We start from the raw sequence: 23,957 nt of genomic DNA, 5'->3' as shown, positions 1-23,957 counted from the left end.
GTAGGGGCTGGAAGACTGCTCCCATGAGCGACTCCACCATCCCGTCCCCCTCCCCCGTCACCGTGGAGGCCTGGTTCGACCTCCAGTGCCCCGACTGCTTCCGCGCCCTCGACGACGTACGCGCGCTGCGCGAGAAGTACGGCGAGCGGATCGACGTACAGCTGCGGCACTTCCCGCTGGAGAAGCACAAGCAGGCGTACGCCGCCGCACAGGCCGCCGAGGAGGCGACCGACCAGGGCAAGGGCTGGCCGTACGTGGAGGCGCTGCTGGCCAGGACCGAGGAGCTGGGCCAACGGGGCGAGCCGGTGCTCCTGGACGTCGCCCACGAACTGGGCCTGGACGCCGAGGAGTTCGACACCGCGCTGATCGACGGCCGGCATCTGCTGACCATCGACGCCGACCAGGCGGAGGGCAAGGCGATCAAGGTCACCGGCACCCCGACCTACGTCGTCGGCGGCGAGCGCCTGGACGGCGGCCAGAGCCAGGACGGCCTGCGGGCCCGCGTCGAGGAGATCACCGACCGCCTGCTCGCCGGCTGACGGCGCCGGGCCGGCCTGGAGCAACGTCTTGTCTAGAGCAACGTCTTGTAGCTGTTGACGTGCGTCGTCCGGTAGCCGAGCGACTCGTACAGCCGGATCGCCGGGGTGTTGCCCGCGAAGACGTGGAGTCCGAGCAGGCGGTGCCCGGCGCCGAGCGCGACCCGCTCGGCGACCAGCATCAGGGCCCGGCCGTAGCCGTGGCCCCGGTGGCCCTCGGCGACCGCGACGCCGTAGACGTAGCTCCCGAGGACCCCCGGCTCCAGCTCGCGGCCGGCCGTCCACACATGCCCGATGGTCTCCCCGTCCCGTACCGCCACGTTGATCGCCGTGCCCGGGGAGTCCAGGCCGTCGGGCAGCAGCAGCCGGTGGGCGGCCTCGGACCTCGCGCGGGCCCGGTCCTCGGGGACGCCCCGCTCGACCCAGCTGCGCGCGTAACTCTCCCGGGCGTTCGCCTCCCACGGCCCGAACTCGGCGTGGGTCATCGGACGGACCTCGAAACCGGACGGCAGCGCGGGCGGCTCGGCCGGGAGCTCCTTGACCATGTTCCTGCCGCGTTCGATGTAGCCGAGGACCCGCGCCATCCTCAGCGCCGCCTCCGCCCCGGCCGGGACGGAGATCTGGACCTCGCCGCAGCCCCAGCCGCGCAGCACCTCCTCGGCGGCGAGCGCGGCGACCGTGCCCCGGCCCCGGCGTCGGTCCTTCTCGTCGATGCTCAGGGCCTCGATCGTCCCGGACCCGGCGCCGAGGCGCGGCGGGGTGGCGAGGCGCACGGAGCCCACGCGACGGCTGTTCACACAGACGTCGTAGGTACGGGACCGGTCGCCGTCGGGGGTCTGCTGAAGCGGCCCGGCCGGCCGCAGGGTGGTGGTCATCAAGGGTGTTCTACCCACACCGCGGCCCTGGGTCATCCGGATTTACGCGAGCCGCGTGCCCGTGCCCCACGAGGCACGTTCACGCGAGGCGCGGATCCCGGTCCGCCGCGGCGCGCTCGTCGAAGACCCGCATCGCCTTGGCCGTCACCGGTCCCGGGGCGGGGATGGCCTCGCGGCCGTCGACCCGGTGCACGGCCTGGATGTCACGGAGGGTCGAGGTCAGGAAGATCTCCTGGGCGCTCTCCAGGACCTCCAGCGGCAGATCGGTCTCCACCGCGCCGGTCCACTCGACCGCGAGGGCACGCGTGATGCCGGCCAGGCAGCCGGAGGAGACGGGCGGGGTGTGGATCCGGCCGTCGAGCACGACGAAGACGTTGGAGCCGGTGCCCTCGCAGAGCTGTCCGACGGTGTTGGCGAACAGCGCCTCCGAGGCGCCCTGTTCGCGCGCCCTGGCGAGGGCGACGACGTTCTCGGCGTACGAGGTGGTCTTCAGGCCCGTGAGCGCCCCGCGCTCGTTGCGGGTCCAGGGGACCGTGATCACCGCGGTGGAGTCTGGGCGGCGGCCGCTCTCGCCGAGCCCCACGACGAGGCTGGCACCCGCGTCGCCGCGCTCGGAACCGAGCGGGGAGAGCCCGCCGGTGTACGTGATGCGGAGCCGGCCGAGCTCCATCGGGTTGGCCTCCAGGACCGCCGCGCAGGCACGGCGGACCTCGTCGAGGTCGGGGTCGGGCAGACCCAGGCCCCGCGCGGAGCGGGTGAGGCGCTCCAGGTGGAGCGTGAGGGCGAAGGTCTCTCCGCGCACGGCCTTGACCGTCTCGAAGACGCCGTCGCCGACGGTCAGCCCGTGGTCCAGGACGGACACCCGGGCTTCCTCCGCGTCGCGCAGTCCGCCGTTGACCCAGAGTTTCATCGCGCTATGGCCTTTCCGCTCGCCTCGTACGCGCCCGACGCTACCGCCAGCAGTCGCGACGCCTTCAACTCGGTCTCCGCCCACTCACGCTCGGGGTCCGAACCCCAGGTGATGCCGGCGCCGGTGCCGAAGCGCAGCACGCCCTCGGGGCGGTCGATCCAGAAGGTCCTTATGCCGACGGCCAGCTCGGCGGTCCGCCGGTCGGCGTCGACCCAGCCGATGCCGCCGCAGTAGGGGCCGCGCGGGGCGGTCTCCAGGGCCTCGATGATCCGCAGGGCGCTCGATTTCGGGGCGCCCGTGACGGAGCCGGGCGGGAAGGTGGCGGCGAGCAGCTCCGGCCAGCCCGCCTGCTCCCGGAGCTCGCCACGCACGGTCGAGACGAGGTGGACCAGGCCCGGGTGCGGCTCGACGGCGCAGAGCTCGGGCACGGAGACCGAGCCGGTGGCGCAGACCCGGCCGAGGTCGTTCCGCACCAGGTCCACGATCATCACGTTCTCGGCGTGGTCCTTCTCCAGCAGGTCCTCGGCGGTGCGGCCGGTGCCCTTGATCGGCCCGGACTCGACGGTGCGGCCCGCGCGGCGCAGATAGAGCTCCGGGGACGCGGTGGCTATCTCGACCCCGTGGCCCGGCAGCCGAATCGTTCCGGCGTACGGAGCGGGGTTGCCGCGGGCCAGCAGCGCGGTGAGGGCGTCGACGTCGGCGGCGCCCGGGTCGGGCAGCGGTGCGGACATCACGCGGCAGAGGTTCGCCTGGTAGACCTCCCCGCGCGCGATGTGCTCCCTGATGCGTCGGACGCCCGCCGTGTACGCGGCGCGGTCGAGGGAGGACGTCCAGTCACCGGCGGCAGGTCCGCGCCAGGCACCCGGGAGGGGTGCGGGGACGGGGGCCGGTACGGGTTCCCTCCGTACGTCACCGAAGCGGGCGCAGGTCAGACGGCCCTCGAAGTCCGCGGAGACGGCCCAGAAGCCGGCGGAGTCCAGGGCCGCGGGGTCGCTGGTGACATCCCGCAGGTCGGTCGCGACGAGGCCGCCGAAGCGGGCCAGGGGAGCAAGGTCGTGCACGGCTCGAGTCTAGGGCGGGCGCGGAGGCCGGCGCGGAACACCGACCGAGGGACGGCTGCCTGCCACCTCGGGGGCACGGGGAGTGAACGCCACAGGAACCCTCTCCACCGGCCCGGCTCCGTGTGCAGCTCAGCACGCTGCGGAAACGCGTTTTTGTGCTGGCCCAGGAATCCGCTAGAGTTCAACACGTCGCCGGGACGCGCAAGCGGAACGGAAACGACAAGCGGACGTGGCTCAGTTGGTAGAGCATCACCTTGCCAAGGTGAGGGTCGCGAGTTCGAATCTCGTCGTCCGCTCGATGTGGGGGATCTTCCCGAACCCCCGTTTCACTCCTGGTGGAGTGGCCGAGAGGCGAGGCAACGGCCTGCAAAGCCGTCTACACGGGTTCAAATCCCGTCTCCACCTCCAAGCGCGATTAGCTCAGCGGGAGAGCGCTTCCCTGACACGGAAGAGGTCACTGGTTCAATCCCAGTATCGCGCACGCAGAACAACCGAAGATCCGGTCCGCACGGGCCGTCCCGCGCGATTAGCTCAGCGGGAGAGCGCTTCCCTGACACGGAAGAGGTCACTGGTTCAATCCCAGTATCGCGCACCACATGACGGAGCCCCCGGTCGCCTCTCGCGACCGGGGGCTTCGTCGTACCCGCTCCTCGGCTCGCGTCAGGAGGAGAAGAGCATCCGGCCGAAGCCGCGCTGGTGGTGACCGCCGTGATGTCCGTGGTGCCCGCCGTGGTGCTGCGGTGCGCCCCAGGCGGGCGCGGCGGGGGCGCCCTGCGCCGGGTAGGCCGGCGGGGCGGGCGGAGCCTGCTGCACCCACTGGGACTCGAGCCGCGTCAGGGCCTCCAGCTCGCCGTAGTCCAGGAATATCCCGCGGCAGCCGCTGCACTGCTCGATCTGGACGCCGTTGCGGTTGTACGTGTGCATCGCTGCGTGGCACTTGGGACACTGCATGGTCGGCTCAACTCCCTGCCGTCGGAATGGTGCTTTCAGCTTATGGGGACGCGGGCGGGGCCAACTCGGTTCGGAGCGACCCGATTCGGGCACAGGTGTCGATCATCACTTCCTCGACCTCGTCCAGGGGGCGCTTCTCGGCGGTGGACTTGGCGAGAGCGAGCGCCGCGGTCTGGACGGTCAGGGCGCGGGCCGGGACGTCGAGTTGGGCCCAGGGGTCCGGGCGGCCGGGGGCGGGTTGGACGGGGTGGGGCCGGACGGGGCCGGGCTCGGGTGTGTGGGCGGGCGCGGGCGTGTGGGCGGGCGCGGGAGTATGGGTGGGCGTGTGGAGGGCTGGGCCGTCGGCCTCGAGGTACGCGTCGAGGAAACGGGACCAGACGTCCGGGGGCAGGATGCCTGCGGCGAACCAGGCGGCGGGGCGGGCCAGGTCCCAGGCGGGGTCGCCGAGGCCGAGGTCGTCCACGTCGATGAGGACCCAGGGAGCGCCGGGAGCCCGGGGGTCGCGCACGAGCTGGCCCAGGTGGAAGTCGCCGTGGCAGAGGAGGGAGCGGGAGGCCGGCTCCTCCGGGAGGGTGCGCCAGGCACGGAGCACGGTCTCGACGGCGGGCCGGGGTGCGCCGGAGCGACGCATCCGCTCCACGGCGAGGGCCGCTTTCAGGGGCGCGCGCATGGGCGGGACGGGGAGGTGTCCGGGCGGCGGGGTGCGGTGGAGCCGGGCGAGCAGCCGCGCGGCGTCCTCCCAGGGGGCGGCCTCGGGATCGGCGGGGTCGACCGGGGTGCCGTAGGGCCAGGAGGAGAGGGGGCGGGCGGCGGTGGGGGCGGGAGCAGGGGTGGCGGTGGGGGCGGGGGTGGCAGCGGGGGCGGGGGCCGGGACGGGGCTGGGTGCGAGCGTGGGTGTGGGGTGGGGCGGGAGGAGAATGCCGTCCAGTTCGGGGAGTCCTGCGACGGCGATCCGGGTCCGGTGCGCGGCGAGATCGATGCCGGGGGCGTGAGCCTTGACCACGACGGCGCCGTGCCGGACGACGGTGCCGTCGTCACGATCGGCGAGCACGCTCGTGACGTGCGGGGCGCACGCGCACACGGGGTCGGCCCGGTGCGCGGCCTGGCGCGCGAGGGCGCTGAGCTGTTCGAGTTCGGCGTGCTCCACCTGGGGAGCGTACGCGCGGTGCGGCCGTGGCCACGGAGGGGCCTCCCCCACCCTGGGGAGGAAAGCGCGAGGGCCGGTCAGCTCCCCAGCTGACCGGCCGCACGCTGCCGTCCGCCGCACCCCCGTCCCCACGGGGCTGTTGGCCGGATGTCCCCGACCTGGGCCGCTCTCCCAGGTCCGGGGCGCCGCTCAGCGCCCCAGCATCACGCCCACGGACGACGCCTGTGTGACCACTGCGTCCCAGCCGCCGAAGACGACGACCAGCAGGGTCGCGAGAGGGAGGACCATGGCGGTCGCCACCAGGGGGTGGCGGCGGCCCGAAGGACGGGTGGTGATCTGCGATACCGGGTACGCCATGGTTCCTCTCCTGTCGTGTCTGCAGCGGCGGGTGGGTGACCTCGGGGGACGAGTGCTGCACCCGCCGCTTGTCTTCAACACTAGGGACCCGGCGCCGCCCGGACGTCATGCCCGCGTACCGATTGCCTGGCCTACGGGAGGATGACGCGTACCCCCGCGGCGTACTCCCCAGGGTGGAGAGGCAGGCCTAGGACTGAGGGTCTTCCCGGAGGGGGACCGGCTGTTCGGCCAGGGCGAGGACCCGGCTCGCCATGAAGCGGGCCGTCCGGACGACCACCCCCGTGCGCGTGACTTCGCTCACTTCGACCACCCCTCGCCGTACCGCCGTCTCCACCCTGCGGCCCGCCCTGCTCGCCACCACTTCGTACGTCCGTGTCGTGTCCCCCGCGTCCACGACTATCTCCACGCGGTCACCCTTCATCGGTCGAATCCCCCTTCTGCGATTGGATGTTGGAGAATCCCGTGCTCCGGACGGGCCGATTCGCCGCCGTCCTGACCACCCCTCAAGTGTCCTCCTCAGCACTGACAATCGATCCCTGCGCGAGGGCGCGGCCTATGAGCACACCGGGGCGTCAATACGTAAGCTGTGCCACGTCGAACGGACGAGGGGACGGACATGGCGATGATGCGGCTCCGGCGCGAGGATCCGCGGATCGTCGGGTCGTTCCGGCTCCACCGCCGGCTCGGGGCCGGCGGGATGGGGGTCGTGTACCTGGGATCCGACCGCCGCGGTCAGCGGGTGGCGCTGAAGGTGATCCGGCCGGACCTGGCCGAGGACCAGGAGTTCCGGTCGCGGTTCGCCCGTGAGGTGTCCGCCGCCCGGCGGATCCGGGGCGGCTGCACGGCACGGCTCGTCGCCGCCGACCTGGAGGCCGACCGCCCCTGGTTCGCCACCCAGTACGTCCCCGGCCCTTCCCTGCACGACCGGGTCGCCGAGGAAGGTCCGCTGCGCGCCGCCGACGTCGCCGCGATCGGGGCCGCGCTCTCGGAGGGCCTCGTCGCCGTCCACGAGGCGGGCGTCGTCCACCGGGACCTCAAGCCGTCGAACATCCTGCTGTCCCCCAAGGGACCCCGGATCATCGACTTCGGCATCGCCTGGGCCACCGGCGCCAGCACCCTCACCCATGTGGGCACCGCCGTCGGCTCCCCCGGCTTCCTCGCGCCCGAGCAGGTGCGGGGCGCGGCCGTCACCCCGGCGACGGACGTCTTCTCGCTCGGCGCCACCCTGGCGTACGCGGCGATGGCGGACTCGCCGTTCGGGCACGGCAGTTCGGAGGTCATGCTCTACCGGGTCGTGCACGAGGAGCCGCAGCTCGCCGGCGTTCCCGACGCGCTGGCCCCGCTCGTGCGGGCCTGTCTGGCCAAGGATCCCGAGGACCGTCCCAGCACCCTGCAGCTGTCCATGCGGCTCAAGGAGATCGCCGCTCGCGAGGCCCAGGGGCTGCCCGCCCCGCGTCCCCCGGCGCAGCGGGAGCGTACGGAGCAGACGACCGGCAGCCGGCCGACGGAGCGGTACACCGAGCGCGTCACCGACTCGCGGCCCTCCGCCCCGTCTCGTACCGGCGGCCGGTCCGCTCCGCAGTCCCGGCCCAACGGGCGTCCCACGCCCTCACGGCCCGGCGGCACGCGCACCACCTCGACCGGGCGTCGTCCCGCCAATCCCCGGCTGCTGCGTCAGCGGCTCTTCGTCTTTGTCGTGGTGACGTTGGTGGTCGCCTTGGGGATCGCGGCCGCTCAGGCGTTGCAGGGGTAGACCCTCCGTTGCTGGGTGGCCCCTCTGTTGCTGGGTGACCTCTCTGTTGCAGGGTCGCCCTTCTGTTGCTGGGTGGCCTCTCTGTTGCTGGGTGGCCTCTCTGTTGCTGGTGACCCCTGCGTTGGTGAGTGGCCCCTGCGTTGCCGAGTGAGCCCTCAGTCCTGCGGGCGGCCGCTCGCCACCGCGTAGAACGCCACGGCCGCCGCCGCGCCCACGTTGAGCGAGTCCACCCCGTGCGCCATCGGGATACGGACCCACTCGTCCGCGGCCCGGAGCGCCTGGGTGGACAGGCCGTCGCCCTCCGCGCCCAGCATCAGCGCCGCCCGCTCCAGTTTGTGCGGGGCCGCCACGTCGATCGGAGAAGCCTTCTCGTCCGGAGTGAGCGCGAGCAGCTTGAAGCCCGCCTCGCGTACCGCCTCCAGGCCACGGGGCCAGGTGTCAAGACGGGCGTACGGGACCGAGAAGACCGCGCCCATGGAGACCTTCACGGACCGGCGGTACAGCGGGTCCGCGCAGTCCGGGGAGAGGATCACCGCGTCCATGCCGAGCGCGGCCGCACTGCGGAAGATGGCGCCGATGTTGGTGTGGTCGTTGACCGACTCCATCACGGCCACCCGGCGGGCCTTGCCGAGCAGGTCCTCCGCGCTCGGCAGCGGCTTGCGCTGCATGGAGGCGAGGGCGCCGCGGTGCACGTGATAGCCGGTGACGCGCTCGGCGAGCTCCGGCTGCACCGCGTACACGGGCGCCGGGACCTCGTCGATGACGTCGCGCATGGCATCGACCCACTTGGCGGAGAGCAGCATCGACCGCATCTCGTACCCCGCCTGGCGGGCCCGGCGGATGACCTTCTCGCCCTCCGCGATGAACAAGCCCTCGGCGGGCTCGCGCCTGCGGCGCAGCTCCACGTCGGTCAGGCCGGTGTAGTCGCTCAGGCGCGGGTCGTCGGGGTCGTCGATCGTGATGAGTTCGGCCACGTGGTGATACTGCCTTGTCCGGGGTGCGGTGCCAATGTGTGGGGTGGCTTGGGGGGCGGGGGTGGGGTGGGGGTGCGGGGTGGTGGGGTCGGCTCGTGTCAGCCTCGGGGCAGGAGCTTCTCGGGGTTCTCCTTGACCACCTCGCCGATCACGATGACCGCCGGCGGGCGGACCTCCTCGGCCACCACCGTCTCCGCCACCGTGGCCAGCGTGGCGTCGACCCGGCGCTGCGTGGCCGTGGTGCCCTCCTGGACCAGCGCGAGCGGAGTCTCCGGGGCCTTGCCGTGCGCGATGAGCGCCTCGGCGATCTTCCCGATCTTGTCGACGCCCATCAGGATCACCAGCGTGCCGGTGAGCTTGGCCAGCGACGCCCAGTCGACCAGGGAACGCGGGTCGTCGGGCGCCACGTGACCGCTGACGACGGTGAACTCGTGCGCCACCCCGCGGTGCGTGACCGGGATGCCGGCCGCGCCAGGCACGGAGATCGAGCTGGAGATGCCGGGGACGACCGTGCAGGCGATGCCTTCCGCCGCCAGCGCCTGGGCCTCCTCCATGCCCCGGCCGAAGACGAACGGGTCACCGCCCTTGAGCCGTACGACCGACTTGCCGGCCTTGGCGTGCTCGATCAGCGCGTTGTTGATGGCCTCCTGGGCCATGAAGCGGCCGTACGGGATCTTCGCCGCGTCGATCACCTCGACGTGCGGGGGCAGTTCGGCGAGCAGGTCGCGGGGGCCCAGGCGGTCGGCGATGACCACGTCCGCCTCGGCGAGCAGCCGGCGGCCGCGGACCGTGATCAGGTCGGGGTCTCCGGGGCCACCGCCCACCAGCGCCACGAAGTTGGTGCGGGTGCGGCGAGCGGGGGCGGCGATCGAGCCGTCCCGGAGGCCCTCGACGATCGCGTCGCGCACGGCGGCGGAGCGGCGGGGGTCGTGGCCGGTGAGCACGGCGACGGTGACGCCCTCGCTGCGGCCGGTGGCCGGGGTCCAGGCGGTGGCGGCTTCCGCGTCGTCGGAGCGCACGCACCAGGTCTTGGTGCGCTCGGCCTCTGCGGAGGCGGCCGCGTTGGCGACCGGGTCGCTGGTGGCGACGAGCGCGTACCAGGCGTCGGCGACGTCCCCGTCCTCGTAACGGCGCTTCACCCAGGTGATCTCGCCGGTCTCCGCCATCGCCTCCACTGAGGGGGTCGCGGACGGGGAGATGAGGGTGATCGCTGCGCCTGCCGCGATCAGGGCCGGGAGGCGGCGCTGGGCGACCTGGCCGCCGCCGAGGACGACGACGCGCCGACCGGAGAGACGGAGACCTACGGGGTAGGCGGGGTGCGCGGCGTGCTCAGCCATCTGTGTGCGGCTCCTCAGGGGGCGGAGTGTACGGAGGCCGCTGCTGCGGTGAAGCGGCTGGTGGGGCGGGGTGCGGGGCGAGGTGTCGGGCCCTTCGTCCACGATATCGGTCACCGGTGGCGCGCGACCTGTGACGCATGTCCCTCGCGCCGTGGTGCGGTGCCGTGGTGTGCCGTGGCGCCGTGCCGTGGTGCGGTGCCGTGGCGCCGCGCCGTGGTGCAGTGCCGTGGGGGACGCTCCGGGTCCGCGTTCGGGACTGCATGATTTACGGCGCGTTCGGGACCTCGTGAAGCGGCCGCTGCCTGCGCCACAAATCACGCTTTACGTCCCGAACGCGGAACCTGCGCGTCCCCCACTCCCGTTGAGTGTCGGACGCGCAGGGGCGGTTACTTCTCCGTCACGCCCGCCGAGTCGAACGTCGCCACCTCGTGCATCGCCCGGGCCGCGCTCTGGACGATCGGGAGGGCGAGGAGGGCGCCGGTGCCCTCGCCGAGGCGGAGATCGAGGTCGACCAGGGGGCGCAGGCCCAGCTTGTTGAGCGCCGCCACGTGGCCCGGCTCCGCGCTGCGGTGGCCCGCGATGCAGGCCGCGAGGGACTCGGGCGCGATCGCCCGGGCCACCAGCGCCGCCGCGCCCGTGGACACGCCGTCGAGCACGACCGGGACGCGCAGCGATGCCGCGCCCAGGATGAGGCCGACGAGCGCCGCGTGCTCCAGGCCGCCGATGGCCGAGAGGACGCCGATGGGGTCCGCCGGGTCCGGCTGGTGGAAGTCGAGGGCGCGGCGGACCACGTCCACCTTCCGCGCGTGCATCTCGTCGTTGATGCCCGTGCCGCGTCCGGTCACCTCGACCGGGTCGACCTCCGTGTACACGGAGATCAGCGCGGCGGACGCGGTGGTGTTCGCGATGCCCATCTCGCCGGTGAGGAGCGCCTTGTTACCGGCCGCGACGAGGTCGCGCGCGGTCTCGATGCCCACCTCGATCGCTGCCAGGACCTCCTCGCGGGTCATGGCCAGGCCGGTCGTGAAGTCGCCCGTACCGGTGCGGACCTTGCGAGGGAGGAGGCCCGGCATGGAGGGGAGGTCCGACGCGACGCCCACGTCGATGACGCAGACCTCGGCGCCGACCTGGTTGGCGAAGGCGTTGCAGACCGCGCCCCCGCCGAGGAAGTTCGCGACCATCTGGCCGGTCACCTCCTGGGGCCACGCGGTGACGCCCTGGGCGTGCACGCCGTGGTCTCCCGCGAAGATCGCGACCGCGGCCGGTTCCGGGATGGGCGGCGGGCACATCCGGGAGAGGCCGGAGAGCTGCGCGGAGATGATCTCCAGCATGCCGAGGGCCCCGGCGGGCTTCGTCATGCGCTTCTGCCGCTCCCACGCCTCGCCGAGCGCCTTCGCGTCCAGCGGGCGGATGTTGGCGACGGTCTCCTGGAGCAGGTCGTGCGGCTCCTCGCCGGGCAGCGCGCGGCGGCCGTACGTCTCCTCGTGGACGACCCACGACAGCGGGCGGCGCTTGGACCAGCCCGCCTGCATCAGCTCGGGCTCCTCCGGGAACTCGTCGACGTAGCCCACGCAGAGGTACGCCACCACTTCGAGGTGCTCGGGCAGGCCGAGGGCGCGCACCATCTCGCGCTCGTCGAAGAAGCTGACCCAGCCGACGCCCAGGCCCTCGGCACGGGCGGCGAGCCAGAGGTTCTCGACGGCGAGGGCCGAGGAGTACGGGGCCATCTGCGGCTGCGTGTAGCGGCCCAGGGTGTGCCGGCCGCCCCGCGTGGGGTCGGCGGTCACGACGATGTTGACCGGGGTGTCGAGGATGGCCTCGATCTTCAGTTCCTTGAACTGCTTCGCCCGCGCCTTGGGCAGCGACTTGGCGTACGCCTCGCGCTGACGCTGGGCCAGTTCGTGCATCGTCCGGCGGGTCTCCGCCGAGCGGATGACGACGAAGTCCCAGGGCTGCGAGTGGCCGACGCTGGGGGCCGTGTGGGCGGCCTCCAGAACGCGGAGCAGCACCTCGTGCGGGATCGGGTCGGAGCGGAAGCCGTTGCGGATGTCCCGGCGTTCGCGCATGACCCGCAGCACGGCCTCCCGCTCGGCGTCGTCGTACCCGGGCGCCGGCGCCCCGACGGATTCGTCCGTTACGGCTTCGTCCACCACGGCTTCGTCCGTTACGGATTCGTCCGTTACGGATTCGTCCGTTACAGATGCGTCCGTTACGGATTCGTCCATCACGTCCGCCACGGATTCGTCCGCCACGAGTGCGGTTTCGTCCGCCACCGGTGCGGAGTCGTCCACTACGGACGCGTCGACCGCAGGTTCGTCCGCCGCGGGTTCGGGGTCCGTGGGGGCGGGGGCGTTGGGCTCGGTGACGGGCTGGGCGGTGGCGGCGTCGGTGACCTCCGGGGTGGTCACGGCTGCGTCAGTCACGACGGGTTCGGTGACCACCGCGTCGGTGACCACCGGTTCGGTGACGGCAGCGTCGGTCACCACGGCGTCGGTGACGACGGGTTCGTCGACTACGGGCTCCGTGACCACCGGCTCCGTGGCCACCTGTTCCGTGGCCACCTGTTCCGGTGTCTCCGGCTCCGGCGTGTGAGGCTCCGTCAGCTGCGGCTCCGGGGCCGGGGGCTCCGTGACGAGGGGTTCGGGCGCGACGGCCTCGGCGGCGGTCGGTTCCGTGGCGACGGGCTCGGGGGCGAGCGGGGCTTCGAGGGCCTCCGGAGTGGCGAGTTCCTCTGCGGCGGGCTCTTCGGGCACGGGGACCGGCTCGGCGGCCGGGGCCTCGGTCACCTGCTCCGCGGCGGGTTCGACTGCCTCGGCGGACGGGGCGGGTACGGCGGCGGACGGGCCGCCGTCGCGCGGCGCCGGTACGGGGGCGGGGGCCGGGGCGTCCTCCACGGGGGCCTCGGCCTCGGCCTCGGGCTCCTCCGGGGCCGGCGTGGGGGCCAGGTGCGGGGTCGTCGGGACCGTGCCCTCGACCGGGACGAACTGGCCGACCGTTTCTGCGGGCATCGGCTGCTGCACGGGGCCCTGGGGCTGCGGGTCCCACGGCACGGCGCCCTGGGGCGGGGCCTCGCCGAGCTGGGGCGCCACCGGCGCGGCCGGCTGCTCCTGGGGGACGTCGAGGTATTCGAGGCCGGTGGTCGGCGGGCCCTGCACCCGGGCCGGCATCGGAGCGGGAGCCGTCGCGGCGGCGGGCGCGGGCGTCGGTGCCGGGGCGGCGGGGCCTCGGTCGGCGAGGGAGCGGACGACTCCGCCGTTCTCCGGGACCGGCGGGCCCATGTGGAGCGGGCGCCGGGCGGGCGGCGGGGTCGCGGCCGGCGGGGGTACGCGTACGGCTCCGAGGTCCACGGAACCGGAGTCGCGGCCCGCGGCTTCGTGGGCGCCGGTGTCCAGGATCCCGGGCTCGTACCCGTGGTCGGTCACGGCCTCGGCCGCGACCGGCACGCCCTGGGGCGGGGTGGCGACGGCCTCGTGGGTGGCGGGCGCGGTCATCGGGGGCTGGGCGGCGAGGGCGTCGGCGATCGGTCCGGCCAGGGGGTCGGTGAGCGGGTCCCCGACGGGCCGGCCCGGCATCATCCCGGGGGCCGGGACGGCGACGGGCGGCGCGGGCACGGCGCCCGGCTGGTGCTCGCTCCAGGCGCCCTGGGCGCCCGGCATCAGAAGCAGGTCGTCGTCCTCGGCTGCGTTCTCGGAGGGGTCCAGGAAGGTGTACGCGCCCGGAGCGGGGATGCCCGGCTGCTCGACCATGCCTGCGTTCTCCGGCAGCCCCTCGCCGGGGACCTGGCCGGTGTCCGTCATGCGTACCCCTCGCCCATCGCTTGTGCTCCTTCAGACCTTCGCCCGTCAACAAGAACGAGCGTGCGCGCCGTGCGGCACGAATGACGCGCGGGCACCCCAGCATTGTCGCGGCCATCGGCCGTCGTGACAGGCGGATCCGCCACGGTTTGCTGTGGACTGCGCCACGTCGCGCGTCCCCCCGTTACCCCGTACCACATCAGGGGCCCTACAGGGCCCCGCTGTCCGGACATTGGCGAACAAAACACCGAAGGCCCGGGCGCGGTACAACGATCGGCCAGCCTACCTGGCCCGGTCGGGCGGCATGGTCAGGGGGCGCGGTCGATCCGGCGTCCGGAGAGGAGGAAGACGACGGTGCGCTCGCGCTCCGTCCAGGCCTCAGGGTCGAGGTCGACGCTCTGCAGCAGGGCGCATTCGACCTCGTAGCCGCCCACGGTGAGGGCCGCGCCGACGGCCTCGGCCTCGTCGCGGGTGGAGGCGTGGGCGACGATCCGTTCGGGCCTGCGGTCGGTGCAGGCGGTGACGACGGGGACGCCGCCGCCCCCGATCCGTACGACGTCGGGTTCGGGCAGCCGTTCCAGTACGTGCGGGGCGCGGCCTCGTACGGCCTGGAGCTGGACGCCGTGGCGGCGGGCGGCCGCCTCCGTGCGGGCGCAGGCCTCGGGGTCGGCGTCCACGGCGATGACGGCGGCTCCGAAGCGGGCGGCCTCGACGGCGAGGGCTCCGCCGCCGCAGCCGATGTCCCAGACGAGGTCGCCGACGCGGGGGCCGAGGCGGGCGAGTTGGGCGGCGCGCAGCGTGCGGTCCTCGCCGCTGCCGCCCCGTGCGGCGGCGGGCTCGTCCGGGGGCAGGGCCCAGCCGCGTACGGCCGGGGTCTCCTGGCCCATGAGCCAGCCGCCGGGCGGGGCTGCGGCGGTGCCGCCGATGACGATGACGACGTTGGGGTCGCGCCAGACGTGGTCGGCGGCCTTGTCGGAGGTGAGGACGGTGACCTGCTCGCGGTCGGTGCCGAGCTCCTCGCAGATGACGAAGGTGCGGTGGACGCCGTCGAGGAGGAGGGCGAGTTCGGCGGGTCCGGCGCCGGGCGAGGTGAGGACGGCGACCTTGGGGTGGGCGCGGCAGACGTTCACGGCGCGGCGGAGGGTGCGCTGGTGGGCGACGACGATCCGGGCGTCGTCCCAGGGCATGCCGGCGCGGGCGAAGGCGGCGGCGACGGAGGAGACGGCGGGGACGACCTCGACCTCCAGGCCGTGCTCGGGGGCGCGCAGGGTGCGGACGACGCCGAAGAAGCCCGGGTCGCCGTCGGCGAGGACGACGGCGGTGCCGCGGTGTCCGGCGATGCGGCGGGCGGCCAGGTCGACGCTGCCGAGGCGGATCCTTTCGGCGGCGACGGGGATCTCGGGCAGGGCGAGGTGGTGCGCGGCGCCGGCCACGAGCGTGGCGGCGGAGAGCGCGGACCGGGCCGCTGCGGTGAGGGGCGAGCCGTCCCAGCCGATCACCGTGACCCGGTCGGCCATCGTCGTCTGTCTCCTGAGGTCTCGTCGCAGGTCGGGGGCGTGTCGAGGGTACCCGGCTTCGGTTGCGGGCTCAGCTCCAGTCGGTGAAGGAGGAGTATCCGGCCTCCGCCATCTGGTCCGCGACGCCCTCGAGGTCCTCGGGGAGCAGGCCCCAGACGATGAAGTCGGTGCGCAGGTCGGCCCAGGTGCCGTCCTCGGTGCGGGTGCGGGCTATGCAGGCGCCCCTCAGGACTCCTTCGCTGATGCAGCCGATCTTCTGGGCGACCTGCTGGGAGGCGGTGTTGTCGGCGGCGGTGCGCAGCTCGATGCGTTCGAACCCCTGGTCGCCGAAGAGCCATTGGGCGGTGGCGAGGGCGGCCTCGGTGGCGTACCCCTCGCCGCGGGCCCAGGGGGCGACGATGTAGGAGATCTCGGTGGAGCGGACGTGCCAGTTGGTGTTGGTGAGCTGGATGACGCCCACGAGGCGCTGGGTGAGGAACTCGGTGACGGCGAGGTCGAGGCCTCGGCCTGCGGTGCGCTCGGTGGGGGCGTACTCGGTGATCCAGCGGCGGGCGGCGTCCTCGGTGTAGGGCTGGGGGACGGCGGTCCAGGCCGCGACCATCTCGTCGTTCATCATCTCGGTGAGGGCGGGGGCGTCCACCTCTTCGAGCGCGCGCAGCACCAACCGGTCCGTGTTGATGGAGATGTCCGGAAAGGTGGTAGTCATGCGCAGCTCCATGCCGTGGACCGTCCGATCGACCGTGAACGCACAGCATGCAGCATGCTGCTGTCGGTGTGCATGGCCGGGTCCGATGTGGCGTCAGATCGGTGCGGGTACGGCGAAGGCCCCGCGCACCGGACGGGATGCGAGGGGCCTTCGTCACAGGAACCGTACGGCGGGCCTTACTTGGCGACGGCGCCGAAGGCCGGGATGACCGAGCCGTTGTAGGTGTCCTCGATGTACTTCTTCACCTCGGGCGAGTTGAGGAGCTTGGCGAGCTTCTGCACGCGGGCGTCCTTCTCGTTGCCCTCCTTGACGGCGAGGAAGTTGGCGTACGGGTTGCCGTCGGCCTTCTCCAGGGCGATGGCGTCCTTGGCCGGGGTGAGCTTGGCCTCGATGGCGTAGTTGCCGTTGATGACGGCGGCGTCCACGTCGTTCAGGGCGCGGGGCACGGTGGCGGCCTCCAGCTCCTTGAACTCCAGGCCCTTCTTGTCCGTGATGTCGGAGAGCTTGGCGTTGGTGCCGACGCCGTCCTTCAGCGTGATGAGGCCGTTCTCGGCGAGCAGCTGGAGGGCGCGGCCGCCGTTGGTGGTGTCGTTGGGGACGGCGATGGTCTGGCCGGCCTTGATGTCCGAGAGCGCCTTGACCTTCTTGGAGTAGAGGCCGAGGGGCTCCAGGTGGACGTTGACCACCGGGACGACGTGGGTGTTGTTCTTCTTGTTGAAGTCGTCGAGGTACGGCTTGTGCTGGAAGAAGTTGGCGTCGACCTGGCCGGACTCGGTGGCGGTGTTCGGCAGGACGTAGTCCGTGAACTCCTTCACCTCCAGCTTCAGGCCCTCCTTCGCGGCGAGGTTGTCCTTGACGTAGTTGAGGATGTCGGCGTGCGGCGTCGGGGACGCGGCGACGACGAGCGCCTTGTCGGCGGAGCCGGCCGCGTCCTTGGCGGAGGACGGGTCGGAGGCCGTGCCGCAGGCGGTGAGGCCCAGGGCGAGTGCGGCGGTGGCGGCGATACCGGCGGTGAGCTTGATGTTCTTACGCACGAAAAGTGCCTCTTTCTGGTGGTGCGGTGGACGCCTGGACAACAAGTCCGGGCTCTTCTTCGACGAACGAAGTCTGTGGGGTTACGCGGTACGGCCCCGGCGGGCGAGGAGCCGGACGGCGAGGTCGCCGATGAGCTGGACGACGGTGACGATCGCGATCAGGACGACGACGGTGACCAGCATGAACTGGGTGTCGAAGCGCTGGTATCCGTAGGTGATCGCCTTGGAGCCGAGGCCTTCGCCGCCGACCGCGCCGGCCATCGCGGAGTAGCCGATGAGCACGATGACGGTGGTGGTGGTCCCGGAGACCAGCGAGGGCAGCGCCTGCGGCAGCAGCACCTTGCGGATGATCGTCGGCACCGAGCCGCCCATGGACTGGACGGCTTCGACCAGGCCGTGGTCGACCTCGCGGATCGAGGTCTCGACGAGGCGCGCGAAGAACGGGATGGCGCCGATGGCGAGCGGGACGATCATCGCGGTGGGGCCGATGAAGGTGCCGACGACGAAGGTCGTGAAGGGGATCAGGGCGATCAGCAGGATGATGAACGGCAGCGAGCGGCCGATGTTCACGATCACGCCGACGACCTTGTTGACCACGGTGTTCTGCAGCAGTCCGCCCTTGTCCGTGAGGACGAGGAGGATGCCCAGCGGCAGTCCGCCGAGGACGGTGACGACCGTGGCCCACAGGACCATGTAGAGGGTGTCGACGGTGCCCTGCTCGAGGAGGGGCTGCATCTCCGACCAGGTCACTTGGCACCTTCCTTGACGAGTACGGGCGCCGCCTCGGGCGCGGTCTCCTCTTCGACGACGTCGACCTGGAGGCCCTGCTCGCGCAGGAAGCCGACGGGGACGACGTTCTCCTCGTACCGGCCGGGCAGTTCGATCCGCATCCGGCCGATCTGCCTGCCGCCGACGGTGTCCATGGCGGCGCCGAGGATCGAGATGTCGATGTTGTACGTACGGGAGAGCTGGGAGATCACCGGCTGGGTGGCGGCCTCGCCGTGGAAGGTGACGTCGACGACCGTGCGGTCGGGGCCGGTGGCGGCGCCGCTGACCGGGAACAGCTCGGCGGCCAGCTCGGAGCCGGGGGTGGCGAGCAGTTCGCTCACGGTGCCGGACTCGACGATCCTGCCCTTCTGCATCAGCGCGGCCGAGTCGCAGATCGTCTTGACGACGTCCATCTCGTGCGTGATGAGCAGGACGGTGAGGCCGAGTTGCTGGTTGAGGTCGCGCAGCAGCTGGAGGATGGAGCGGGTGGTCTCCGGGTCGAGGGCGCTGGTGGCCTCGTCGGAGAGCAGGACCTTGGGGTTGCCGGCCAGGGCGCGGGCTATGCCGACGCGCTGCTTCTGGCCGCCGGAGAGCTGGCCCGGGTAGGACTTGGCCTTGTCGGCGAGGCCGACGAGGTCGAGGAGTTCCAGGGCGCGGCGGGTGCGCTCGGCGCCGGTGACGCCGAGGATCTCCAGGGGGAGCTCGATGTTGTCCTTGACCGTGCGGGAGGACAGCAGGTTGAAGTGCTGGAAGACCATGCCGATGCTGCTGCGGGCGCGGCGGAGTTCCTTGCCGGCGCGGCGGCCGTGGGCGGCGAGCGCGGTGAGGTCGACGCCGTCCACGGTCACGGTGCCGGAGGTGGGGCGCTCCAGGAGGTTGACGCAGCGGATGAGCGAGGACTTGCCGGCGCCGCTCTGGCCGATCACGCCGAACACCTCGCCCTCGCGGACGTGGAGGTCGACGCCGTCCAGAGCGGTGACCTGGCGGCCTCGCGACTCGTAGACCTTGGTCAGGCCCGAAGTGGTGATCACAGGGGTTTCCGTCACTGTCGAGTGCGCGGCGCGGGGTCCGCCGGGCACGGGGCATTCGTCGTTCGGACAGTCAGGCGCAGATCGGCCGCGTCGGTGGGTGGACCGGAGGCAGCGCGTGCGCGGGGCGGGCACGGTCCGGCGCCGGTTTCGGCGGGCGGATCGGCACGGCCGTCGGGGTCTCGCTTCGGGGCGCGAGGCTCGGCGGGGGCCCTCAGAAGGCGCACATTCGACACATACAACGAGCACCGGGCGTCGTGTTCGCCTCGGTCGCAAGGGTGCGGCTGCTCGTCGTGGTCATGTCTGCAAGTAAAGCACGCAGGGGTTCGGCCGCTTCGAGGGTGTCCGTATAGCGGACATCATGGAGACATCATGCGGACACCCCCGTGGGGCGTCAGACGCCGAGGACGATCTCCACGCCCTCGTCCGTGGCCTGCGCGGATACCTCGGAGAGGTCGGTGACGACGATGTCGGCGTCGAGCTCGGAGCGGTCGTGGGTTGTGGTCAAGGCCACGGTTCGCATGCCGGCCGCGCGACCGGCGGCGAGACCCGCGGGGGCGTCCTCGAAGACGACGCAGGCTGCGGGGTCGACGCCGAGCTTCGCGGCGGCGAGCAGGAAGGGCTCCGGGTCGGGCTTGCCGCGCGTGATGTCGTCGGCGGCCACGAGGACGGGGAAGTCGATGCCCACCTCGCGCAGCCGTGCCTCGCCGAGCGGTCGGGTCGCGGAGGTGACGACGGCCCAGCGGCCGGCCGGGAGGGAGGAGAGCAGCTCCTTGGTGCCGGGCAGCAGCTCGACCCCGCCTGGGACGTCCTCGACCTCCAGCTGCTCGATGCGGCGCAGGGCCTCGGGCACCCGGGCGGCGGGCAGCAGGTCGGCAATGATCTCGGCGGCGGGCCGGCCGTGCAGCTCGACGGCGGCGAAGGTCTCGGCCGTGATGCCGTACTCGACGGCCCATCGGGTCCAGCAGCGGTACACGGACGCCATGGAGGAGACGAGGGTTCCGTCGTTGTCGAACAGGAGGGCTTCCGCGCGTATCTTCATGCCTCCCGACCCTACGGGGCGGGTGGGGGGTGAGCGCATCGGGCCTTTCGGCCCGTAATACCCTCGGGCGCATGCTTGACGCCCTGACGGTCGCGGTCTCGGTGGCCGCGCTCGCCCTCGCCGCCTGGTGCGGCTTCGCCTTCACCCGCGACCAGCCGACCAAGGACTGGCACTTCATCGGCATGGCCGTGGTAACCCTCCTCGCCCTGGTGCAGCTCGTCGTCGGCGTCGTCCAGCTCTCGCGCGGCGAGAAGGCCGAGGAGGGCACGACGATCTTCGTCGCGTATCTGCTGGGCTCGCTGTGCGCGGTGCCCGCGGCCGCCTTCATGTCGCTGTCGGAGCGGAGCCGGTGGGGCTCGGCGACGGTGGCGGCGAGCGGGGTCGTGCTCGCGGTCCTCGAAGTACGCCTCTTCGACATCTGGACGGTGGGCTGATGACCGCGACGGAGAGCACGGGCGCGCGCCTGGTCAAGGGCCCCGGCATGCTCCTTGTCTGGTTGTACGGGGTGATGTCGGTCGGCGCGGTCTCGCGCTCGATCTACCAGATCGCGACCGAGTTCGACCGGGCGCCGCTCGCGTACGCGCTGTCGGCGGTGGCAGCCGTGGTGTACGCGTTCATCACGTACACGCTGGTACGCGGCGGGGAGACCGCCCGCAAGGCGGCGCTGGTGTGCTGCGCCGCCGAGCTGGTGGGCGTGCTGACCGTGGGGACCTGGACGCTGGCCGACCCGTCCGCGTTCCCCGACGCCACGGTCTGGTCGGACTACGGCTACGGCTACATCTTCATCCCGGTCCTGCTGCCGGTGACCGGGATCTGGTGGCTGCGGCGCTCGCGGGCCGCTGCCTGATCAGGCCGCTTTCTCCAGGGTGACGAGCGTGAGCCGGGGGCCGATCTCGCGGGCGGCCACCTGCTCGTACCCCTTGCTGCGGTACAGCCGGAGGTTGCCCTCGCTGCGGTGGCCGGTGAAGAGCTGGAAGCGCTTGGCGGTGGGCGCCGGGTCACTCGCGAAGTGTCCCTCGATGGCGTCGAGGAGCCGGCCGCCGAGGCCGTGGCGCTGCATGCGCGGGTGGACGATGAGCTTGGCGATCCGTACGGTGCCGGCCTCGTCGACCCGCCCCCTGACGGAGGCGACGATCTCGTCGCCGAGGCGCGCCACGAGCCCGTGTCCCTCGGAGAGTTCGGCGCGCAGCGCGTCCAGGGTCTGGGTGAGCGGCTCGATGGCGTAGTCGCCGTAGAGCTCGGCCTCGCTCTGGTAACAGAGGTACTGCAGCTTCAGTATGTGCTCCGCGTCCTGCGCGTCAGCCGCTGAGATGGTCACGCTCATGCCCATGTGCGCATGCCTCCCGCTCACCTGGTCCACCGGTCGGTCTCCCGCACCCTTCCCCTCCGGGTCGCTGCGGGAACCTCTGCAGCCAGCATTCTGCGCAGGCATCCCAGGCAACGGGAACGCATGGGCCCCAGACTGCCCTGTGAGATACCCAACTCCCCTGCGATTTCTCGGTAGGTGGGGTCGGCCGGGTCGAGCATCGCGGTGAGCAGACGCGGGCAGTGGCCGGGGGTGCGGCGGACGGCGGCGCGGACGGCGCGGCGGCGTTCGGTGGTGAGGGCGGTGCTCTCGGGAGAAGGGTCGTGCGGCTCGGTGGCCTCCTCGCCGCGGTACGGGCGCTCCCGCAGGGCGGCGCGGCGGGCACGGCGGGCTTCGGCTCGGACGGCTCGGCGGAGCCAGTCGGCGGGGTGGGTGGGGACCGAGTCGTCCCGGAGCCGTTCGAGGAGCTTGAGCCAGACGGCCTGTTCGAGGTCGTCCGCCTCCACGCCGGCGGCGGGGGCTTCGGCCCTGGACTCGGCTGCGAGGAGGGGGGCGAGGGTGCGCAGGAGGTGGGGGTCGGTCATGACCGGCACGACGGCGCGCTGTCACGGGCGGTTGCCGGACGGCTCGTAAACCACTCGGGTGGGTGTTGCCCGTGGGGGTGCCCACCCGCCCTGATTCCGGGCGGGTGGGCACGGCTGCTCAGTCGGTCACCGCCAGCAGGGCCGTGTCCGGGTTGTCGGAGAAGATGCCGTCGATGCCGGTCGCGAGGTACGCCTTGAGGGCGCCGAAGACGTCGCCGTAGGCGTTCGGGTCCGTGCCGCGCCGGAACTCGGCGGGCAGGAAGCTGTTCTCGTTGCGCTGGGTGTACGGGTGGAGGATCAGGCCCTGCGCGTGCGCGTCGCGCACCAGGGTCGTCGGACTGCCGAGGCGGCCGCTCGCGTCGCGCGGGATGACCAGGTCCAGGGTGGGCCCGATGCCCTGCGCGTAGGAGGCGATCCAGCGCAGGCCCTGCGGGGTGACCAGGTCGGCGACGGTCCGGGGGTCGCCGGCCTGGACGAAGTCCCAGGGGCGGCTGCTCGCGGCGGAGAGCAGCACGACGCGCGGCGCGTTCACCAGCTTCGCCAGTCGCTGGATGCTGCTCGGCTCGAAGGACTGGAGGAAGACCGGGGAGTCGGCGCGGTGGCGGCCGTACCGGCGCAGCAGCTTGGCGAGGGGCTCCTCCAGGCCGAGGCCGAGGGAGCGGAAGTAGGTGGGGTGCTTGGTCTCGACGTGCAGCCAGACCTCGCGGCCCCGGCGGCGACCCTCGCGCTCGGCCCAGCGCAGCACCTCCTCGAAGGTCGGGATCTGCCAGCGGCCGTCGTAGAGGGTGTTCTCCTGGCGGGTGCCCGGTATGCGCTCCTTGGCGCGGAGGGTCTTCAGCTCGGCGAGCGTGAAGTCCTCGGTGAACCAGCCGGTGTACGAGACGCCGTCGACGGACTTGGTGGTCCTGCGGGAGGCGAACTCAGGGTGGTCGGCGACGTCGGTGGTGCCGGTGATGTCGTTCTCGTGGCGGCAGACCAGGTGGCCGTCCTTGGTGGGGACGAGGTCCTGCTCGATGACGTGGGCGCCGAGGTCGAGGGCGAGCTGGTAGGAGCCGAGAGTGTGCTCGGGGCGGTAGCCGCTGGCACCTCGGTGGGCGATGACGGTGGGGACGGGGAGGGAGCGGTACCCGTGCCCGTGGCCCCGGCCGTCCTGTCCCTGCGCCTCGGCCGCCTGTGCCGGGCCGGCGGCGAGGACCGAGGAGGCGCCGAGGACGGCGGCTCCCGCCACGCCGGTCACCGCCGCGCCCGCCGCTCCGAGGATCGTGCGCCGAGCGGGGCTCGCGTGCTCACCCTGTGTCATGAAGGCTCCTTCTTTGTGATGTCCCGCACCTGTCGAACGCCGCTCCGACGGTAGGCAGTCGGCCCCTCCGTACGGCAGACCCTGGCCGAACATGGCGGAAACACACGTCAACACTGCGTATCCACTCGGTGAACCCGATGTGCGCACGAGGGTGGCCCGCGAGTATCGTCCTCACCTGCACAGCCCCCGTACGAAGCCGCCCGCCCCCGACACCGGAGGAACCGTTGTCCCGTCTCGCACTCATCAAGGCAGTGCTCGGACCGCTCCTGCGCCTGATGTTCCGCCCCCGCGTAGAGGGTGCGGAGAACATCCCCGGGACGGGTCCGGTGATCCTGGCGGGCAACCACCTCACGTTCATCGACTCGATGATCATGCCGATCTGCATCGACCGGCCGGTCTTCTTCATCGGCAAGGACGAGTACGTCACGGGCAAGGGCCTCAAGGGCCGGCTGATGGCCTGGTTCTTCACCAGTGTCGGCATGATCCCGGTGGACCGCGACGGCGGCCGGGGCGGTGTCGCGGCGCTGATGACGGGGCGCCGGGTGCTGGAGGAGGGCAAGATGTTCTCCATCTACCCGGAGGGCACCCGCTCCCCCGACGGCCGGCTGTACCGGGGCCGTACCGGCATCGCGCGGCTGACGCTGATGACCGGCGCGCCGGTGGTGCCGTTCGCGATGATCGGCACCGACAAGATCCAGCCGGGCGGGGCGGGGCTGCCCCGGCCGGGCCGGGTGACGGTCCGCTTCGGCGAGCCGATGGAGTTCTCCCGGTACGAGGGGATGGACCGCGACCGCTACGTCCTGCGGGCGGTGACGGACTCGGTGATGGCCGAGGTGATGCGCCTGTCGGGCCAGGAGTACGTGGACATGTACGCCACGAAGGCGAAGGCCGCGTAGCCGTCACGACGTGACATACGGAAAGGGCCCCGACGGCCTCGGCAACTCGCTCGACCACATCAGGAACATCATGGGCACCTC

At 72.4% G+C, this 23,957-nt stretch carries 24 protein-coding genes and 4 tRNA genes; 9 read left to right on the top strand and 19 right to left on the bottom strand.

The window, feature by feature from the left end:
* Nucleotides 1-23: 23 nt before the first annotated feature.
* On the top strand, nt 24-539 hold the full coding sequence (locus tag ACWF79_RS28590; RefSeq protein ID WP_453731047.1) for a DsbA family protein: 516 nt from the start codon (nt 24-26) through the stop codon (nt 537-539).
* A gap of 32 nt (nt 540-571) precedes the next feature.
* Here ACWF79_RS28590 and ACWF79_RS28585 read toward each other — a convergent pair whose 3' ends face one another.
* From ACWF79_RS28585 to ACWF79_RS28575, 3 genes are all read right to left on the bottom strand, one after another.
* Nucleotides 572-1,411 (bottom strand): GNAT family N-acetyltransferase, encoded by an 840-nt coding sequence (locus tag ACWF79_RS28585; RefSeq protein ID WP_453731046.1) that lies wholly within the window; start codon nt 1,409-1,411, stop codon nt 572-574.
* Between the two features lie 79 nt (nt 1,412-1,490).
* Complete coding sequence (locus ACWF79_RS28580; RefSeq protein WP_453731045.1) at nt 1,491-2,321, bottom strand: aminotransferase class IV; 831 nt, start codon at nt 2,319-2,321, stop codon at nt 1,491-1,493.
* On the bottom strand, nt 2,318-3,382 hold the full coding sequence (locus tag ACWF79_RS28575) for a chorismate-binding protein (RefSeq protein WP_453731044.1): 1,065 nt from the start codon (nt 3,380-3,382) through the stop codon (nt 2,318-2,320). The genes ACWF79_RS28580 and ACWF79_RS28575 overlap by 4 nt, the downstream gene beginning before the upstream one ends.
* A 223-nt stretch (nt 3,383-3,605) precedes the next feature.
* Between ACWF79_RS28575 and ACWF79_RS28570 the strand changes: the two genes are divergently transcribed.
* From ACWF79_RS28570 to ACWF79_RS28555, 4 genes are all read left to right on the top strand, one after another.
* Nucleotides 3,606-3,678: transfer RNA gene (locus tag ACWF79_RS28570), tRNA-Gly, on the top strand.
* A gap of 38 nt (nt 3,679-3,716) precedes the next feature.
* A tRNA-Cys gene (locus ACWF79_RS28565) sits at nt 3,717-3,790 on the top strand.
* 1 nt (nt 3,791) lies between these two features.
* Nucleotides 3,792-3,863: transfer RNA gene (locus ACWF79_RS28560), tRNA-Val, on the top strand.
* Nucleotides 3,864-3,902: 39 nt separating this feature from the next.
* A tRNA-Val gene (locus ACWF79_RS28555) sits at nt 3,903-3,977 on the top strand.
* Nucleotides 3,978-4,042: 65 nt separating this feature from the next.
* Here the strand turns inward: ACWF79_RS28555 and ACWF79_RS28550 are convergent.
* The 4 genes from ACWF79_RS28550 to ACWF79_RS28535 all read right to left on the bottom strand — a co-directional run bounded on the left by ACWF79_RS28550 (nt 4,043) and on the right by ACWF79_RS28535 (nt 6,258).
* Nucleotides 4,043-4,333, bottom strand: a complete 291-nt coding sequence (locus ACWF79_RS28550) for a TFIIB-type zinc ribbon-containing protein (RefSeq protein ID WP_453731043.1) — start codon at nt 4,331-4,333, stop codon at nt 4,043-4,045.
* 40 nt (nt 4,334-4,373) lie between these two features.
* On the bottom strand, nt 4,374-5,480 hold the full coding sequence (locus ACWF79_RS28545; protein ID WP_453731042.1) for a phosphotransferase family protein: 1,107 nt from the start codon (nt 5,478-5,480) through the stop codon (nt 4,374-4,376).
* Between the two features lie 189 nt (nt 5,481-5,669).
* A complete protein-coding gene (locus tag ACWF79_RS28540; protein ID WP_453731041.1) occupies nt 5,670-5,837 on the bottom strand; it encodes a hypothetical protein in 168 nt (55 codons plus the stop codon).
* 187 nt (nt 5,838-6,024) lie between these two features.
* Nucleotides 6,025-6,258, bottom strand: coding sequence for a hypothetical protein (locus ACWF79_RS28535; protein ID WP_453731040.1), 234 nt, complete (start codon nt 6,256-6,258; stop codon nt 6,025-6,027).
* Between the two features lie 195 nt (nt 6,259-6,453).
* Here ACWF79_RS28535 and ACWF79_RS28530 point away from each other — a divergent pair, with 195 nt between their 5' ends.
* Complete coding sequence (locus ACWF79_RS28530; RefSeq protein WP_453731039.1) at nt 6,454-7,590, top strand: protein kinase domain-containing protein; 1,137 nt, start codon at nt 6,454-6,456, stop codon at nt 7,588-7,590.
* Nucleotides 7,591-7,745: 155 nt separating this feature from the next.
* Here the strand turns inward: ACWF79_RS28530 and ACWF79_RS28525 are convergent, their stop codons facing one another.
* From ACWF79_RS28525 to ACWF79_RS28485, 9 genes are all read right to left on the bottom strand, one after another.
* Nucleotides 7,746-8,564 carry a TrmH family RNA methyltransferase gene (locus ACWF79_RS28525; protein WP_453731038.1) on the bottom strand — a complete coding sequence of 273 codons (819 nt, stop codon included), beginning with the start codon at nt 8,562-8,564 and terminating at the stop codon, nt 7,746-7,748.
* Between the two features lie 98 nt (nt 8,565-8,662).
* On the bottom strand, nt 8,663-9,901 hold the full coding sequence (gene cobA, locus ACWF79_RS28520) for a uroporphyrinogen-III C-methyltransferase (RefSeq protein ID WP_453731037.1): 1,239 nt from the start codon (nt 9,899-9,901) through the stop codon (nt 8,663-8,665).
* Between the two features lie 386 nt (nt 9,902-10,287).
* Nucleotides 10,288-13,698, bottom strand: coding sequence for a nicotinate-nucleotide--dimethylbenzimidazole phosphoribosyltransferase (cobT, locus tag ACWF79_RS28515; protein WP_453731036.1), 3,411 nt, complete (start codon nt 13,696-13,698; stop codon nt 10,288-10,290).
* Nucleotides 13,699-14,003: 305 nt separating this feature from the next.
* Complete coding sequence (cbiE, locus tag ACWF79_RS28510) at nt 14,004-15,212, bottom strand: precorrin-6y C5,15-methyltransferase (decarboxylating) subunit CbiE (protein WP_453731035.1); 1,209 nt, start codon at nt 15,210-15,212, stop codon at nt 14,004-14,006.
* Between the two features lie 70 nt (nt 15,213-15,282).
* A complete protein-coding gene (locus ACWF79_RS28505; protein WP_453731034.1) occupies nt 15,283-15,918 on the bottom strand; it encodes a GNAT family N-acetyltransferase in 636 nt (211 codons plus the stop codon).
* A 176-nt stretch (nt 15,919-16,094) separates the two neighbouring features.
* Nucleotides 16,095-16,952, bottom strand: a complete 858-nt coding sequence (locus ACWF79_RS28500; protein WP_453731033.1) for a MetQ/NlpA family ABC transporter substrate-binding protein — start codon at nt 16,950-16,952, stop codon at nt 16,095-16,097.
* Between the two features lie 81 nt (nt 16,953-17,033).
* Nucleotides 17,034-17,702: a methionine ABC transporter permease gene (locus tag ACWF79_RS28495; RefSeq protein WP_361966577.1), complete on the bottom strand. Its 669-nt coding sequence runs from the start codon at nt 17,700-17,702 to the stop codon at nt 17,034-17,036.
* On the bottom strand, nt 17,699-18,751 hold the full coding sequence (locus ACWF79_RS28490) for a methionine ABC transporter ATP-binding protein (protein ID WP_453731032.1): 1,053 nt from the start codon (nt 18,749-18,751) through the stop codon (nt 17,699-17,701). Before ACWF79_RS28490 ends, ACWF79_RS28495 begins: the two co-directional genes overlap by 4 nt.
* A 391-nt stretch (nt 18,752-19,142) precedes the next feature.
* Nucleotides 19,143-19,790 (bottom strand): HAD-IA family hydrolase, encoded by a 648-nt coding sequence (locus tag ACWF79_RS28485; RefSeq protein ID WP_453731031.1) that lies wholly within the window; start codon nt 19,788-19,790, stop codon nt 19,143-19,145.
* Between the two features lie 71 nt (nt 19,791-19,861).
* Here ACWF79_RS28485 and ACWF79_RS28480 point away from each other — a divergent pair, with 71 nt between their 5' ends.
* Nucleotides 19,862-20,224, top strand: coding sequence for a hypothetical protein (locus ACWF79_RS28480; RefSeq protein WP_453731030.1), 363 nt, complete (start codon nt 19,862-19,864; stop codon nt 20,222-20,224).
* Entirely contained in the window at nt 20,224-20,637 is a 414-nt protein-coding gene (locus ACWF79_RS28475) for a hypothetical protein (protein WP_453731029.1), read from the top strand. Before ACWF79_RS28480 ends, ACWF79_RS28475 begins: the two co-directional genes overlap by 1 nt.
* On the opposite strand, the gene ACWF79_RS28470 is transcribed toward ACWF79_RS28475, so the two are convergent.
* From ACWF79_RS28470 to ACWF79_RS28460, 3 genes are all read right to left on the bottom strand, one after another.
* Nucleotides 20,638-21,120, bottom strand: a complete 483-nt coding sequence (locus ACWF79_RS28470; RefSeq protein WP_453731028.1) for a GNAT family N-acetyltransferase — start codon at nt 21,118-21,120, stop codon at nt 20,638-20,640.
* A 17-nt stretch (nt 21,121-21,137) separates the two neighbouring features.
* Nucleotides 21,138-21,680, bottom strand: coding sequence for a sigma-70 family RNA polymerase sigma factor (locus tag ACWF79_RS28465; RefSeq protein ID WP_453731027.1), 543 nt, complete (start codon nt 21,678-21,680; stop codon nt 21,138-21,140).
* 118 nt (nt 21,681-21,798) lie between these two features.
* Entirely contained in the window at nt 21,799-22,980 is a 1,182-nt protein-coding gene (locus tag ACWF79_RS28460) for a glycerophosphodiester phosphodiesterase (protein ID WP_453731026.1), read from the bottom strand.
* Between the two features lie 224 nt (nt 22,981-23,204).
* Here ACWF79_RS28460 and ACWF79_RS28455 point away from each other — a divergent pair, with 224 nt between their 5' ends.
* On the top strand, nt 23,205-23,876 hold the full coding sequence (locus ACWF79_RS28455; RefSeq protein WP_453731025.1) for a lysophospholipid acyltransferase family protein: 672 nt from the start codon (nt 23,205-23,207) through the stop codon (nt 23,874-23,876).
* The last annotated feature ends 81 nt before the right edge of the window (nt 23,877-23,957 follow it).

Source organism: Streptomyces sp. NPDC054975 (assembly GCF_053609105.1).
The sequence above is the reverse complement of the archived record's forward strand: the minus strand, read 5'-3'. Positions and strand labels throughout refer to the sequence as shown.